A 13,820-nucleotide genomic window follows, 5' to 3' on the forward strand; every position below is an offset into this window, starting at 1 on the left:
ATTTCCGGCATAACTATTTCTGCACCGCGATCGCCGTTTCTGTGGGGCGTGCCTTGAAAGCGCCGCCTCAATGTTCCATATGAGGTCGAGGTCTCTTGCGAATCAGGAGACCGTTGCGAGCCGCGTGTTCTTAAGCCCTTACGGGCGTCTGGCTTGCCCCATCCCATCAAGCCATCCGACACCCCAAACACGCAGGTGTCCCACTCGACACCCTTTTGCGCGCGCCGCGCCGAATGCGCCGGGCGCCCGCTTTTGACATGGAAAGAACCCATCTTTTGACTTCGTTTCAGGATTTCGGCCTCGCCGAGCCCATCGCCCGTGCTCTCACCGAAGAGAACTACGTCACCCCCACCCCCATCCAAGCCCAGACAATTCCGACCGCGCTGACCGGCCGCGACGTCGTCGGCATCGCCCAAACCGGAACCGGCAAGACCGCGTCCTTCGCGCTGCCGATCCTGCACCGCCTGCTCGAGAATCGCATCAAGCCGCAGCCGAAGACGACCCGCGTCCTGGTGCTGTCGCCGACCCGCGAACTGTCCGGCCAGATCCTCGACAGTTTCAACGCCTATGGCCGTCACATCCGCCTGTCCTCGACGCTCGCCATCGGCGGCGTGCCGATGGGCCGTCAGGTCCGCTCGCTGATGCAGGGCGTCGAGGTGCTGGTCGCCACCCCCGGCCGTTTGCTCGACCTCGTGCAGAGCAACGGACTGAAGCTTGGCAGCGTCGAATTCCTCGTGCTCGACGAGGCGGACCGCATGCTCGACATGGGCTTCATCAACGACATCCGCAAAATCGTCGCCAAGCTGCCGATCAAGCGGCAGACGCTGTTCTTCTCGGCCACCATGCCGAAGGACATCGCCGAGCTGGCCGACGCCATGCTGCGCGACCCCGCCCGCGTCGCGGTGACCCCGGTCTCCTCGACCGTGGAGCGCATCCAGCAGCGCATCATCCAGGTCGACTTCTCCGCCAAGCCGGCGTTCCTCGCCCAGCTGTTGAAGCAGGAGCAGGTCAACCGCGCGCTGGTTTTCACCCGCACCAAACACGGCGCGGACAAGGTGGTGAAGACGCTCGAGAAGGCCGGCATCCCCGCCAGCGCCATCCACGGCAACAAGTCGCAGAACCACCGCGAACGGACACTCGCTCTGTTCCGCACCGGCGAGATCCGTACCCTGGTCGCCACCGATATCGCCGCCCGCGGCATCGATGTCGACGGCATCACCCACGTCATCAATTTCGATCTGCCCAACGTGCCGGAGACCTATGTGCACCGCATCGGGCGCACCGCGCGCGCGGGTGCCGAGGGCACCGCGATCTCGCTGGTCGCAGGCGGCGAGGAACTCGCCTATCTCCGCGACATCGAGCGGCTGATCAAAGTGGCGCTGCCGCGTGAGGATCGCCGCACCGACGCCGGCCGCCGCGATGCGGGCCCTCCCCCGCAGCAGCAACGACAGGGTCGGCCGGGCCGCCCGGGCCAGCGTCCGCAAGGCGCAAGGCATGGTGAGGGACGCCACGCTGACGGTCGCCGTGCCGACGAAAGGCATGCGGACGGGCGCCACCACAGTGCCGCCAAGCAGGGCGACGGAAGGCCCGGCAGTGGCCCGAAGGCAGCTCCTCGCAGCCGCTCCGGAGGCAAGGCGCATTCTTCGCCAAACGCCCGTCCGGAACAGCGTTCCGCGCATAGCGCCGGGGCGTCTGATGGGATACAAGGCGTTGCCTTTTTGCGCCGCGAGAGTCGGCCGAACGGCCAACCGAACCGCAAACCCCATTCGCACTAGCCGTCCACGACCTGGAGAAATTCATGGCTAAGGAAGAGCTGATCCAGTTCGAAGGACTGGTCACCGAAATCCTCCCCGACGCGCGCTACCGCGTGCAGCTCGACGCCGGACACGAGATCGTCGCCTACACCGCCGGCAAGATGAAGAAGAACCGCATCAAGACTCTGGCGGGCGACCGCGTGACGGTAGAGATGTCGCCCTATGACCTCGAAAAGGGCCGGCTGATTTTCCGCCACAAGGACGAACGTCCGAGCGGGATGGGCGGACCTCCGCGTCCCGGACAGCGCGGCGGCCAGTTCCGCCGCCGCTAGCGGGGGCCCAGCGCGCGAGCGCGGACCTGTAATTCCGACGTGTATGCTGATCCGCCGTGACCATCACGGCGGATCAAAAAATCGTGCACGTCAGCATTGTTTTGGGTGTCTGTTTCCAATAAAATGACTTAATCGATTTTCGGCCGGACGACATTAGCATCCACCGGTACAGCCGGTTCAGACACGCTGACGACCCTTCCAAAAATTCGATCTAACCTGTCCGCGCAAGCGGGCTCTGACATTGTGTTATCTGAGAAGGGACTACCCCCATGAGCATGGGAACCGTGAAGTGGTTTAACGCGACCAAAGGCTTCGGCTTCATCCAGCCCGACGATGGCGGCCAGGACGTGTTCGTTCACATCAGCGCTGTGGAGCGTGCAGGCCTCGGCACGCTGCGCGAAGGTCAGAAGATCTCCTACGAGATCGTCGCCGACCGCCGTTCCGGCAAGTCGGCAGCCGACAACCTCCGCTCCGCCGGCTGAGCCTACCGCTTACGGGCCCCGATCGGCTCGAGCGAACCAATCAATGAAAAGGCCGGGCGCGATGCCCGGCCTTTTTTTATTCCAGGATCTGCTCTCGTATTTCAGCACGGCGACTTTACACCCGTGTAAGGAACGCAGGTGACCTGGCGCGGCCGCGTGTAGGAGACATCGCTCAGCGTGATGCCCGTCTTCAGGACGAATTTGACAGAAGGCGTGTAGACGTAACTCGCCTGACTGAAGATAAGGTAGGTCGACGCGATCAAGAGCGATGGCGGAATCATCGAGGTGACCGTGGTGCCAGCTACCAGAGTCGGGGGCGGAGCCGTCAGCGTGGCCTGCGTCGCACCGTTGGCAATGGTGGCGGACTTGCTCCATTGAATCTTGGCGACCTTGCTTGAGTCGATATAGATCTGAAGGACCGTGCCGTTCACGAGCGTAGCGTCGTACGGCATGATCATCGATATGCTTGCCGTGAACGTGTCCTGCATGTCGCCATCGTCGACCGATGTCGACTGCGACGTCAAATCGGACAGAGTCCGTGCAATCATTGTGACTTTGCGATTGATCGCCACGGCCGATGAAAATTCGACGGTCCCGAAGAACATCACCAGCATCAGCGGCACGATGACCGCGAACTCGGTCGCCGCGATCGCACGCGTGTCGGCGACGAAGTCGCGCACGGAGCTTCGGGCATTCCTCCAGATATTCGCAATCGCCTGCATCTGTCCGCTCGGATCCATCTGTCTCAGAAGGGTTCATTCTTGAAGGCCGCGGTCGCAATCAGCAGCCGCTTGTTGTTGCAGCCCATGTTGAAGCCAAGGCCAGTGACGAAGAGCGGCCACTGATAGAACAGCCGCACCACGACGACCTGGTTGGCGGCCCCGGCACTGTATTGCACGCCGGTTGGATTGAAGCTGCAGGAATCACCATAATTGGTGAGGCTCAGCGCTCCGAACGAGTTTGTACTCACGACGTCGACGTAGAGCTTGGTGCAATCAAACAGCGCCGGGATCTGGCTGCAGACGTAAGCCTTGAACGTCGTTTGCGAGCAGGGTGTGCTGACGCCGGAGACCGCGCAGGCCGTGAGCGTGCCGGATTGCGCCTGCCCGGTCAGCAACACGCGCGCAGAATTTTGCGAGGCACTCTCGAGCACCTGGCTCGCCAGGAACATCAGCGCCGACTCGATGATGGCGAACAGCAACGCAAAGAACATCGGCGCAACGAGCGCGAACTCGACGGCTGCGGAGCCGCGGCGGCTGCCACGAAACCGGCGCAACGTGGCGAGGAGCGTGAATCTCGTAGGTGCAGGCGAAGGCATCAAATTCCCCAGCAGCAGCAATCATCTGCCATGTTCAATAGCGGAAACTGATTGTTTAAGTGTTTCAGGCGATCCGCACCCGGCGGCCCGGGCCGTTAAGAGCGCGTTAACCGCGAACGACCCGGACCAGGGAGACGAGGACACGGAAAGAGAAACTCGCGCGCGTGCGGCGGGCGGGGACGATCCTTGCCCCCAAATCCGCCAATCAAACTTGCTGGTTGGTCTTACTTGGTTCGTCTTGCTCAGTTCGCCTTAGTCAGTTCGTCTTGGCGCCCGCACCGGCACTGCCGCTCGCCGAGCTGCTCAACGAACCGGCCTGGCTCATCGTGCTGTTGAAGTAGGTGTCGCTGTCGCCGAGCGTCACGCGGCGCTGGCAAAGCGGCGCGCAGCTGTAGGACTCGCGTTCGATCCCGCGATAGACGGTAACGAGCCGGTCGCTCGGACCTTCGACCTGGACCTGGCGGTCGACCAGGATCTCGCCGCCGCGGTCGAGCGCGATGAAATTGGTGGCGCCATAGCCCTTTCCGGTGACGACGATCATGCCGCCGGGCTGGAGCGTGACGTCGGCGATCAGGGGATTGCCGACCACGATGGTTGCCACCTTGCCAGGCAGCCGCACCAGCTTGGCCTGGTCGACATTGACGGCGATGGTATCGGCGGACTCGGCAATGACGGCAGCCGGCGATGCCAGCACCGCTGTCGCAACCAGAAGACAGACGCGCGCATGACGGCGCAGCAGTTGTTTACGCATACTCTTACCCCCGGGACGTCACAAACCGGCAGAAGCGATCAGATAACAGCCGAGCCGGTGCCCGACCCGGCTAACCTGCCCTCAATTCGTGAACGTTCCGCAAACTCTCGGACTATTGTTTGAACGGACTGGCGTTCGCGGCTCTCGAGAACCTAGCGGCGGAACGGATAGGCAAGCTGCCCTCCGATTTCCTTCGGCATGGTGGCTTCATCCTTGCCGTAATCCTGCGGCAGTTGCCCCTCGGGCATGCGGAAAGTGCCGAACAGCAAGTCCCAGATCGGGAACGTGCCGGCAAAATTGGTGTCGCCGCCCTCTGCTAGCGCGGTGTGGTGCCAACGGTGGAACACCGGCGTCGCCAACACATATTTGAACGGCCCGAAGGTCCAGTTCAGGTTGGCGTGCACGAAGGCCGAATGGAAGGTCGTGAACGGGGCGAGCCAGACCATGGCGTTCGGCGAAATGCCGGCCATCAGCAGCACGACGTCGACCGCGATGGTACCGAGCACGAGATTGACGGGATGGAAGCGTGCCGCAGAAATCCAGCTGATCTCCTCCGAGGAGTGGTGGATCGCGTGGTACTTCCAGAACCCACCGCCGTGGAACAACCGGTGCAGCCAGTACAGCATGAAATCGGACAGCACCAGGAACAGCATGGCCTGGACCCAGAGCGGCAATAGCGCCAGCGGGCCGTGGCCGTTGTCGTAGAAGGCGATGAGCCCGTCGGCATCATGGATGTTGAAGACGAAGCTCGCACCGACGATCAGAAGGCCGATCCGCATGACACGTGCGAACACCGGAGCGATAAACCAGTAGCAGATGTCCGTGACGATCTCCCGCTTGCGCCACCACGGCACGCCGGGATTGCAGGCCCAGACATGCTCGAGCACGGTGAAGACCACCGCGAGCGCGAAGGTCGCGGGGATCACCTTCGCGATGGTCTCGCCAAGCATCAGGGCGATTTCCATGGGCAGGCTCGACATTGTCGCCTCTCTTGCGAATTGCTGGTCCCGCCTACGCGTACTCCCCCAAATTTAAGGGAGGGTGAAGCCGGTGCTGCGCTTGCTGCACATCCGGAACCGGAACGAATTGCAGCTGGCTGCCTTAAGGCGAAATTCACTCTGGCCAGCGGCAAGCGCGTTTGCCCGATCGAATTAACTCTCCCGAAAGAGCTCGGATCTCATGGTCGTTGCGTCAAGCACACCGCCGAACGAGGCGATCCCACCCCAGATGGAGTTTTGTTCATGAAGAACCTGATTGCGCGTTTCGCGAAAGATGAATCCGGCGCCACCGCCATCGAATACGGTCTGATTGCCGCCGGCATCGCGCTGGCCATCATCACCGTCGTCAACAATCTCGGCACCACGCTGAACGCCAAGTTCACCTCGATCAGCAGCTCGCTGAAGTAGGCGATCGATCAACGACTGCAAAAGCCCCGGATTTCCGGGGCCTTTGTTTTTAAGACGGCGAGTTCCAGTGGCGTTGAGCAAGTACAGAACCGATGCCGTGGTCGCGGCGAACGCGGCCGAGGCGGCGCAGACCGGCTCGCCGGCTTACTGGGTCTGCCTGGCCCTGCTGCTTGCGACCGTCGCGCTCGCCGCACGCATCGCCTCCCTCTGGTGAGCACGCCTTCGGCTGGTTCTACCCCTCAAGACCGCCGCCGCCGTTTTCGGTTTGTTTAGCACTGCCGGCTAGAATCCGGCGACGCCAGCTCCGCGGCACACCCAGGCCTCAAGACGCAGCCCATGATCCTCGACCTTGCGCGCCTTCTGCTCTTCCCGGCCCTGATGGCGTTTGCCGCCGCAAGCGATCTCTTCACGATGACGATCTCCAACCGCGTATCGCTGGCGCTGGTCGCCGGCTTTTTCGCGCTCGCTCTCGCCGGTGGCATGGCACCTTACGAGATGCTGGGCCATGTCGGCGCCGGCGCGCTCGTCCTAGTCGTGGCCTTCACCTGTTTTGCGATGGGCTGGGTCGGTGGCGGCGATGCCAAGGTGGCGGCCTCCGTCGCGCTTTGGTTCGGGTTCGCACAGCTGATGAACTTCCTGCTCTACGCCTCGCTGTTCGGCGGGGCGCTGACGCTGCTCCTGCTCCAGTTCCGGCAGTGGCCGCTGCCTTACGGGCTCGCTGGCCAGACCTGGCTCGCGCGGCTGCACGCCAAGGACAGCGGCATTCCCTACGGCATCGCGCTCGCACTGAGCGCGCTGATGGTCTACCCGGAGACCGAATGGGTGAAGGCGATCGACCTCGCTCACCTCGCATTGCGCTGAACGCATCGGGTAAACCCGGCGTTAAGGCGATTTAGATACGCCTCATTAACCATGCTTTGACGAATAGCTGGTCAACTGCCGATTACGGCGGCGTCAGCGTCGCGGCGTTTGTTGGAAAGTGAAGCGTATGAATAGGGCACGCATTGTCGTCCTGACGGTCGCCATCTGCGCCGGCGGTGTCGCCGCGTATCTGGCGAGCGGCTCGGACAATTCTGCACCGCCTCCTGCTCCGGTCGCGCAGCTTCCCACCGTCGACGTCCTGGTCGCGAAAAACGACATCGGCCTCGGCCAGACCGTCAAGCCGGAAGACGTGCAATGGCAGACCTGGCCGTCCGCGACCGCCAGCGCCACCTTCATCCGCCGCAACGAGCGCCCCGAGGGGGTAACCCAGGTCACCGGCTCGATCGCACGATCTCCCTTCATCCAGGGCGAGCCGATCCGGGACCAGAAGCTGGTCAAGGCCGAAGGCTCCGGCTTCATGGCGGCAATCCTGCCCACCGGCATGCGGGCGATCTCGACCGAGATCTCGCCGGAAACCGGCGCAGGCGGCTTCATCCTGCCCAACGACCGCGTCGACGTGCTTTTGACGCGCCGTCTCAAGAACCCGGACCAGAGCAGCGGCGCTCCCGATGTCGTCACGTCCGAGATCATCCTGGCCAATATCCGCGTCCTGGCCATCGACCAGGCTCCCAAGGAGAAGGACGGCCAGAACGCGGTGGTCGGCAAGACCGTCACTCTCGAACTCAATCCTGCGCAGACTGCGACGCTCTCCTCCGCACGCCAGAGCGGCACGCTGTCGCTGGCGCTGCGCAGCATCGTCGATGTCAAGCTGAGCGAGATCACGCTCGATGACTCCGCACAGAAGCGCGAGGGCATTTCGATCATTCGGTACGGTATCCCAAGCTCGACGGCGAAGGCACGATGAGGACTGTCGACATGAAATGCAGGGCGAATTTGGCGACGATGCGAACCCCGGTGGTCCGCGCCCTGTCGTTTTCGGCCGCCGTCGCGCTCGCGCTCAACCCGGTGCTCACCCCTGTGGTCGCCGCCGACTATCGCCCTGTGGCGCAGGCTGCGGCCGACGGTCAGATGAACGCGCGATTCCTCTCGCTCGGCATCGGCAAGTCGATCGTGATCGACCTTCCGCGCGACATCAAGGACGTGCTTGTCGCCGATCCGAAGATCGCCAACGCGGTCGTCCGCTCGGCGCAGCGTGCCTACATCATTGGCGCCTCGATCGGGCAGACCAACATCGTGTTCTTCGATTCCGCCGGCCAGCAGATCGCGGCCTATGACATCGCGGTCAAGCGCGACCTCAACGGCGTGCGGGCCGCGCTGAAGCAGGTCCTGCCGAACTCAGACATCCAGATCGACGGGCTAGGCGACGGCATCATCTTGACCGGCTCGGCCGCGAATCCGGCCGAAGCCCAGCAGGCCAACGACCTCGCCGTGCGCCTCGCCGGCGGCCCCGAGAAGGTCGTGAACTCGATCGTGGTCCGCGGCCGCGATCAGGTCATGCTCAAGGTGACGGTCGCGGAAGTGCAGCGCAGCATCGTCAAGCAGCTCGGAATCGACCTCACCGCCAACCTCAGCTACGGCACCTCGGTCGTCAGCTTCAGCAACTCCAATCCGTTCACGGCTCTTGGCCACAACCTCGTCGACGGCAATAACCTGACCACGAAGTTCGGCGCGGCCCCGTCGGTGCAGGCCACGCTGCGTGCGATGGAGACCGCGGGCGTGATCCGGACGCTGGCCGAACCGAACCTGACCGCGATCTCCGGTGAATCGGCAACGTTCATTGCCGGCGGTGAATTTCCGGTGCCTGCGGGCTATGCGTGCGACCCCACCACGCACGTCTGTACCACCCAGATCAGCTTCAAGAAGTTCGGCATCTCGCTCAACTTCACCCCCGTCGTTCTCACGGAGGGCAAGATCAGCCTGCGGGTAATGACCGAGGTGTCCGAGCTCTCGAACGAAAACGCGATCACGCTGTCCCAGGCCGTGACCTCGACCTCGGTCAACTCGCTCACGGTGCCCTCGATCAAGACCCGCCGCGCAGAAACCTCGCTGGAAATTCCCTCAGGCGGCGCGATGGCGATGGCTGGCCTGATCCAGCAGCAGACCAAGCAAGCGGTCAGCGGACTGCCAGGTCTGATGCAGCTCCCGGTCCTCGGCACGCTGTTCCGTAGCCGCGACTTCGTCAACAACGCGACCGAGCTGGTCGTGATCGTGACGCCCTACATCGTTCGCGCAGTTGCGCAAAAGGACCTGTCGCGGCCGGATGATGGCTTCTCCGCACCGGCTGATCCGCAGGCCGAACTGCTCGGCAACATCAACCGCATCTACGGCGTGCCCGGCCGGACCGAACCGGCCAAGAACTACCGCGGCACCTACGGCTTCATCACCGACTGAGGCGGAACGGGGACTTCATGAAGATCACTAGACCACCCCAGATTCGCAGGCGCGCCATCCACCTCGGCGGCGCGCTCGTCGGCATGGCGCTCGCCCTAGGCGGCTGCCAGCATGACGAAGCGGTCACGGCCTCCATTCCCGACGACTACAAGCAGCGCCATCCGATCGCGATCGAGGAGCAGAATCGTTCCATCGTCGTCTTCGTCGGCCATGCCCGCGGCGGCTTGACCGCCGCCCAGCGCGCCGACGTGATGGGCGTCGCGTCGGCCTGGATGCACGAAGGCACCGGCGCGATCCGGATCGACGTACCGTCCGGCACGCCCAACGCGCGTCCGGTCGCGGACACCATGCGCGAAATCCAGGCAATGCTGTCGGCGGCGGGCGTTCCGCCGCGCGGCATCAACGCCCGCTCTTACACGCCGGACGACAAGCGATTCCTGCCGCCGATCCGCCTCACCTATTCCAAGATCGCCGCAGTCGCGGGTCCCTGCGGCCTGTGGCCGGAAGATATCGGCCCTTCGATGAAGAACAAGAGCTGGTTCGAGAACAAGGACTACTACAATTACGGCTGCGCCTATCAGCGCAACCTCGCAGCGATGGTCGACAATCCGTCGGATCTCGAGCAGCCGCGGCCCGAAACGCCGTCCTACACGCCGCGGCGGACCGCCGCGTTCGAGAAGTATCGCAAGGGAATGCCGACGGCGGTCGCCTATCCTGAGGCCGACAAGGCCAAACTCAGCGACACCGGCAGATGATCAGCTACGCTCGCCAGCCCCAAGAAGATCAGTCCGAGGCATCGCTCCCACCGGTCGAGGAGCATATTGCGCCGGCGCCCCGCGTTTCCGTCCAGGCTTTCTGCGAGACCGTGGAAACGGCGGCCGCCGTGCAGTCAGCCGGCGAAGATCGCCGTCTCGGCAAGGCCCATCTGAAGATCCAGATGGGCGGAATGGCGGCTGCGGTGGAAGCCTACCGCTCGGCCCCCACGCCGAACGTGATCGTGCTCGAAAGCGACGGCCGCAACGACCTCCTGGGCGGGCTCGACCATCTCGCGACCGTCTGCGATGCCGGCACCCGCGTGGTCGTGATCGGCCGCATCAACGACGTCACGCTCTACCGCGAGCTGGTCCGCCGCGGCGTCAGCGACTACGTGCTCGCGCCGGTCGGCGCGATCGACGTCGTGCGCTCGATCTGCAACCTGTTCTCGGCGCCGGAAGCCAAGGCCGTCGGCCGCATTATCGCCGTGGTCGGGGCCAAGGGCGGCGTCGGCGCATCAACCATCTCCCACAATGTCGCCTGGGCGATCGCCCGCGATCTCGCGATGGACGCGGTCGTCGCCGACCTCGACCTCGCCTTCGGCACGGCCGGACTCGACTACAACCAGGATCCACCGCAGGGCATTGCCGACGCCGTATTCTCACCCGATCGCGTCGACACCGCCTTCGTCGACCGCCTTCTGTCGAAATGCACCGACCACCTCAGTCTGCTGGCGGCGCCGGCGACGCTCGACCGGGTCTACGATTTCGGCGCCGACGCCTTCGATTCCGTGTTCGACACGTTGCGCTCCACGATGCCCTGCATCGTCCTCGACGTTCCGCACCAATGGTCGGGCTGGACGAAACGCGCCCTGATCGGAGCGGACGACATCCTGATCGTGGCGGCGCCCGACCTCGCCAATTTGCGCAACACCAAGAACCTGTTCGATCTCCTGAAGGCCGCGCGCCCCAACGACCGGCCGCCGCTCTACTGCCTGAACCAGGTCGGCGTGCCGAAACGGCCCGAAATCGCCGCGGCGGAGTTCGCCAAGGCGATCGAGAGCCAGCCGGTCGTCTCGATTCCGTTCGAGCCGCAGATCTTCGGCTCGGCGGCCAATAACGGCCAGATGATCGCGGAGATCTCGGCCAACCATAAGTCGATCGAGATGTTCCTTCAGATCGCCCAGCGCCTGACCGGCCGCAGCGAAACGAAGAAGCAAAAGTCGTCCCTGCTTTCACCCCTGATTGACAAGTTGCGGGGAAAATAGGTCGCCGCATGGAGTTTTTAAGTGTTCGGTAAGCGTAGCGGAACAGACGCCGACGCCCGGGCCCCGAAGCCCGGTGCCGTGTCGCCAGAGCCTGCCCAGGCTTCGGCGCCCGCCATGTCGCGCGTGCCGCCGCCGCCGGCAATCTCCTCGCCGCCGCTCGCCCCGGCGAAGCCTGCGCCGACCATGGAAGCCCGCCGCTCGGACAATTATTACGAGGTCAAGGCGACCATCTTCGGCGCGCTGATCGAGGCCATCGACCTCGCCCAGCTTGCCAAGCTCGATTCGGAGTCCGCGCGCGAGGAAATCCGGGACATCGTCAACGAGATCATCGCGATCAAGAACATCGTGATGTCGATCGCCGAGCAGGAAGAGCTGCTCGACGACATCTGCAACGACGTCCTCGGCTACGGTCCGCTGGAGCCGCTGTTGTCGCGCGACGACATCGCCGACATTATGGTCAACGGCGCCGACACCGTCTACATCGAGGTCGCCGGCAAGATCCAACGCACCGGTATCCGCTTCCGCGACAATCAGCAGCTCCTCAACATCTGCCAGCGTATCGTCAGCCAGGTCGGCCGGCGCGTCGACGAATCCTCGCCGATCTGCGACGCCCGCCTGGCCGACGGCTCCCGCGTCAACGCCATCGTGCCCCCGCTGTCAATCGACGGCCCCACGCTCACGATCCGCAAGTTCAAGAAGGACAAGCTGACGCTCGATCAGCTCGTCAAGTTCGGCGCAATCTCGCCGGAAGGCGCGGAAATCCTCCAGATCATCGGCCGCGTCCGCTGCAACGTGCTGATCTCCGGCGGTACCGGCTCGGGCAAGACCACGTTGCTCAACTGCCTGACCAACTACATCGAGCACGACGAGCGCGTCATCACCTGCGAGGACGCCGCCGAACTCCAGCTCCAGCAGCCGCACGTGGTGCGACTGGAAACCCGCCCGCCCAACATCGAGGGCGAGGGCCAGGTCACCATGCGCGAGCTGGTGCGCAACTGCCTGCGTATGCGTCCCGAGCGCATCATCGTCGGCGAAGTCCGCGGACCCGAGGCGTTCGACCTGCTCCAGGCCATGAACACCGGCCATGACGGCTCGATGGGCACGCTGCACGCCAACAATCCGCGCGAGGCGCTATCGCGCTGCGAATCCATGATCACGATGGGCGGCTTCTCCCTGCCTTCACGCACCATCCGCGAGATGATCTGCGCCTCGATCGACGTCATCGTCCAGGCCGCGCGCCTGCGCGACGGTTCACGCCGCATCACCCACATCACCGAAGTGATGGGCATGGAAGGCGACACCATCATCACCCAGGACGTGTTCCTCTACGACATGGTCGGCGAGGACGCCAACGGCAAGATCATCGGCCGGCACCGGTCGACCGGAATCGGCCGCCCGAAATTCTGGGAACGCGCCCGCTATTACGGCGAAGAGAAGCGCCTTGCCGCGGCGCTCGACGCGGCGGAAGTGGCGCCCACGACGTGAGCAGGTCAACGCAGCCATGAACATGCAAGTCCTTGCCCTCGCCTTCCTTGCCACCGCCACCGTCGGCGGCCTCGCCTGGGTCTTCCTTTATCCAATGCTGTCCGGGGAACGGAAGGCCGAGAGCCGCCGCGCCTCGATCTCGCGGGCCGAGGCGCCCACGGCCCGCGCCGCCGAGAAGACGCAGCGCTCGCGCCGCGAGCAGGTCGAAACCTCGCTCAAGGATCTCGAGGCGCGGCGCCAGCAGGAGAAGAGCGTACCGCTCAGTGTCCGCCTGTCGCAGGCCGGCCTCGATTGGGCGCCGCAGAAATTCTGGATCGTGTCCGCCGTCGTGGCGGGCGTGCTGTTCGCAGTCGCCTTGTTCATCGGCGGCGGCCTGCTCGGTGCCGCCGGCTTCGCGTTTGCCGGCGGCCTCGGTCTGCCCCGCTGGGCGCTCGGCTTCCTGAAGAAGCGCCGTGAAAACAAGTTCCTGGCCGCCTTGCCCGATGCCGTCGACGTCATCGTCCGCGGCATCAAGGCGGGCCTGCCGCTGTTCGAATCGATCAAGGTGGTCGCCGCCGACGCGCCAGAGCCGCTGCGCTCCGAGTTTCTGTCCATCATCGAGACGCAGGCGATCGGCATGCCGCTCGGCGAGGCCTGCACGCGGCTCTACGATCGCATGCCGCTGCCCGAGGCCAATTTCTTCGGCATCGTCATCTCCATCCAGCAGAAATCGGGCGGCAACCTCTCCGAAGCGCTCGGCAACCTTTCCAAGGTGCTGCGCGACCGCAAGAAGATGAAAGAGAAGATCCAGGCGATGTCGATGGAAGCCAAGGCCTCGGCCGGCATCATCGGCTCGCTGCCGCCGATCGTGATGTTCCTCGTCTACCTCACAACGCCAGGATACATCTCGATGCTTTGGACTCATCCCACCGGCCAGCTCATGCTGGTCGGCTGTGTTGTCTGGATGTCGATCGGCATCATGGTGATGAAGAAGATGATCAATTTCGACTTCTGATGGTG

At 64.0% G+C, this 13,820-nt stretch carries 16 protein-coding genes; 12 read left to right on the plus strand and 4 right to left on the minus strand.

Going from position 1 to position 13,820, the window contains the following annotated elements; all coding sequences use genetic code 11:
- Window positions 1–233: 233 nt before the first annotated feature.
- The 3 genes from AC0L23_RS03125 (at window position 234) to AC0L23_RS03135 (ending at window position 2,568) form a co-directional block, all read left to right on the plus strand.
- A complete protein-coding gene (locus tag AC0L23_RS03125; RefSeq protein WP_051112971.1) occupies window positions 234–1,775 on the plus strand; it encodes a DEAD/DEAH box helicase in 1,542 nt (513 codons plus the stop codon).
- 23 nt (window positions 1,776–1,798) lie between these two features.
- A complete protein-coding gene (gene infA, locus AC0L23_RS03130; protein ID WP_007599789.1) occupies window positions 1,799–2,086 on the plus strand; it encodes a translation initiation factor IF-1 in 288 nt (95 codons plus the stop codon).
- A gap of 269 nt (window positions 2,087–2,355) precedes the next feature.
- Window positions 2,356–2,568, plus strand: a complete 213-nt coding sequence (locus AC0L23_RS03135) for a cold-shock protein (protein WP_007599788.1) — start codon at window positions 2,356–2,358, stop codon at window positions 2,566–2,568.
- 101 nt (window positions 2,569–2,669) lie between these two features.
- Here the strand turns inward: AC0L23_RS03135 and AC0L23_RS03140 are convergent, their stop codons facing one another.
- The 4 genes from AC0L23_RS03140 to AC0L23_RS03155 all read right to left on the minus strand — a co-directional run bounded on the left by AC0L23_RS03140 (window position 2,670) and on the right by AC0L23_RS03155 (window position 5,617).
- Window positions 2,670–3,290 (minus strand): TadE/TadG family type IV pilus assembly protein, encoded by a 621-nt coding sequence (locus AC0L23_RS03140; RefSeq protein WP_240550528.1) that lies wholly within the window; start codon window positions 3,288–3,290, stop codon window positions 2,670–2,672.
- A 23-nt stretch (window positions 3,291–3,313) separates the two neighbouring features.
- Window positions 3,314–3,886 (minus strand): TadE/TadG family type IV pilus assembly protein, encoded by a 573-nt coding sequence (locus AC0L23_RS03145; RefSeq protein WP_085351837.1) that lies wholly within the window; start codon window positions 3,884–3,886, stop codon window positions 3,314–3,316.
- A gap of 256 nt (window positions 3,887–4,142) precedes the next feature.
- Complete coding sequence (locus AC0L23_RS03150; RefSeq protein WP_018454676.1) at window positions 4,143–4,637, minus strand: pilus assembly protein N-terminal domain-containing protein; 495 nt, start codon at window positions 4,635–4,637, stop codon at window positions 4,143–4,145.
- A 152-nt stretch (window positions 4,638–4,789) separates the two neighbouring features.
- Window positions 4,790–5,617, minus strand: a complete 828-nt coding sequence (locus AC0L23_RS03155) for a sterol desaturase family protein (protein ID WP_085361621.1) — start codon at window positions 5,615–5,617, stop codon at window positions 4,790–4,792.
- A 261-nt stretch (window positions 5,618–5,878) separates the two neighbouring features.
- Here AC0L23_RS03155 and AC0L23_RS03160 point away from each other — a divergent pair, with 261 nt between their 5' ends.
- The 9 genes from AC0L23_RS03160 to AC0L23_RS03200 all read left to right on the plus strand — a co-directional run bounded on the left by AC0L23_RS03160 (window position 5,879) and on the right by AC0L23_RS03200 (window position 13,815).
- On the plus strand, window positions 5,879–6,043 hold the full coding sequence (locus AC0L23_RS03160) for a Flp family type IVb pilin (RefSeq protein ID WP_007599783.1): 165 nt from the start codon (window positions 5,879–5,881) through the stop codon (window positions 6,041–6,043).
- A 73-nt stretch (window positions 6,044–6,116) separates the two neighbouring features.
- Window positions 6,117–6,257, plus strand: coding sequence for a hypothetical protein (locus tag AC0L23_RS03165; RefSeq protein ID WP_162496356.1), 141 nt, complete (start codon window positions 6,117–6,119; stop codon window positions 6,255–6,257).
- 122 nt (window positions 6,258–6,379) lie between these two features.
- Window positions 6,380–6,904 carry an A24 family peptidase gene (locus AC0L23_RS03170; protein ID WP_018454679.1) on the plus strand — a complete coding sequence of 175 codons (525 nt, stop codon included), beginning with the start codon at window positions 6,380–6,382 and terminating at the stop codon, window positions 6,902–6,904.
- A gap of 127 nt (window positions 6,905–7,031) precedes the next feature.
- Window positions 7,032–7,829 carry a Flp pilus assembly protein CpaB gene (gene cpaB / locus AC0L23_RS03175; protein ID WP_018454680.1) on the plus strand — a complete coding sequence of 266 codons (798 nt, stop codon included), beginning with the start codon at window positions 7,032–7,034 and terminating at the stop codon, window positions 7,827–7,829.
- A gap of 11 nt (window positions 7,830–7,840) precedes the next feature.
- Entirely contained in the window at window positions 7,841–9,316 is a 1,476-nt protein-coding gene (locus AC0L23_RS03180) for a type II and III secretion system protein family protein (RefSeq protein WP_026232792.1), read from the plus strand.
- A gap of 17 nt (window positions 9,317–9,333) precedes the next feature.
- Window positions 9,334–10,071, plus strand: coding sequence for a CpaD family pilus assembly protein (locus tag AC0L23_RS03185; RefSeq protein ID WP_018454682.1), 738 nt, complete (start codon window positions 9,334–9,336; stop codon window positions 10,069–10,071).
- Window positions 10,068–11,336: a CpaE/TadZ family protein gene (locus AC0L23_RS03190; protein WP_018454683.1), complete on the plus strand. Its 1,269-nt coding sequence runs from the start codon at window positions 10,068–10,070 to the stop codon at window positions 11,334–11,336. Before AC0L23_RS03185 ends, AC0L23_RS03190 begins: the two co-directional genes overlap by 4 nt.
- Before the next feature lie 21 nt (window positions 11,337–11,357).
- Window positions 11,358–12,821, plus strand: a complete 1,464-nt coding sequence (locus tag AC0L23_RS03195; RefSeq protein ID WP_026232793.1) for a CpaF family protein — start codon at window positions 11,358–11,360, stop codon at window positions 12,819–12,821.
- Between the two features lie 16 nt (window positions 12,822–12,837).
- Window positions 12,838–13,815: a type II secretion system F family protein gene (locus AC0L23_RS03200; protein WP_026232794.1), complete on the plus strand. Its 978-nt coding sequence runs from the start codon at window positions 12,838–12,840 to the stop codon at window positions 13,813–13,815.
- Window positions 13,816–13,820 lie beyond the last annotated feature (5 nt).

Source organism: Bradyrhizobium sp. MI1.4 (assembly GCF_055811315.1).

Coding starts and splice junctions, on each gene's coding strand:
- AC0L23_RS03135 (WP_007599788.1), top strand. CDS start 2,356: ATGAGCATGGGAACCGTGAAGTGGTTTAACGCGACCAAAGGCTTCGGC.
- AC0L23_RS03190 (WP_018454683.1), top strand. CDS start 10,068: ATGATCAGCTACGCTCGCCAGCCCCAAGAAGATCAGTCCGAGGCATCG.
- AC0L23_RS03180 (WP_026232792.1), top strand. CDS start 7,841: ATGAAATGCAGGGCGAATTTGGCGACGATGCGAACCCCGGTGGTCCGC.
- AC0L23_RS03200 (WP_026232794.1), top strand. CDS start 12,838: ATGAACATGCAAGTCCTTGCCCTCGCCTTCCTTGCCACCGCCACCGTC.
- infA (WP_007599789.1), top strand. CDS start 1,799: ATGGCTAAGGAAGAGCTGATCCAGTTCGAAGGACTGGTCACCGAAATC.
- AC0L23_RS03125 (WP_051112971.1), top strand. CDS start 234: ATGCGCCGGGCGCCCGCTTTTGACATGGAAAGAACCCATCTTTTGACT.
- AC0L23_RS03145 (WP_085351837.1), bottom strand. CDS start 3,886: ATGCCTTCGCCTGCACCTACGAGATTCACGCTCCTCGCCACGTTGCGC.
- AC0L23_RS03150 (WP_018454676.1), bottom strand. CDS start 4,637: ATGCGTAAACAACTGCTGCGCCGTCATGCGCGCGTCTGTCTTCTGGTT.
- AC0L23_RS03170 (WP_018454679.1), top strand. CDS start 6,380: ATGATCCTCGACCTTGCGCGCCTTCTGCTCTTCCCGGCCCTGATGGCG.
- AC0L23_RS03140 (WP_240550528.1), bottom strand. CDS start 3,290: ATGCAGGCGATTGCGAATATCTGGAGGAATGCCCGAAGCTCCGTGCGC.
- AC0L23_RS03155 (WP_085361621.1), bottom strand. CDS start 5,617: ATGTCGAGCCTGCCCATGGAAATCGCCCTGATGCTTGGCGAGACCATC.
- AC0L23_RS03185 (WP_018454682.1), top strand. CDS start 9,334: ATGAAGATCACTAGACCACCCCAGATTCGCAGGCGCGCCATCCACCTC.
- cpaB (WP_018454680.1), top strand. CDS start 7,032: ATGAATAGGGCACGCATTGTCGTCCTGACGGTCGCCATCTGCGCCGGC.
- AC0L23_RS03160 (WP_007599783.1), top strand. CDS start 5,879: ATGAAGAACCTGATTGCGCGTTTCGCGAAAGATGAATCCGGCGCCACC.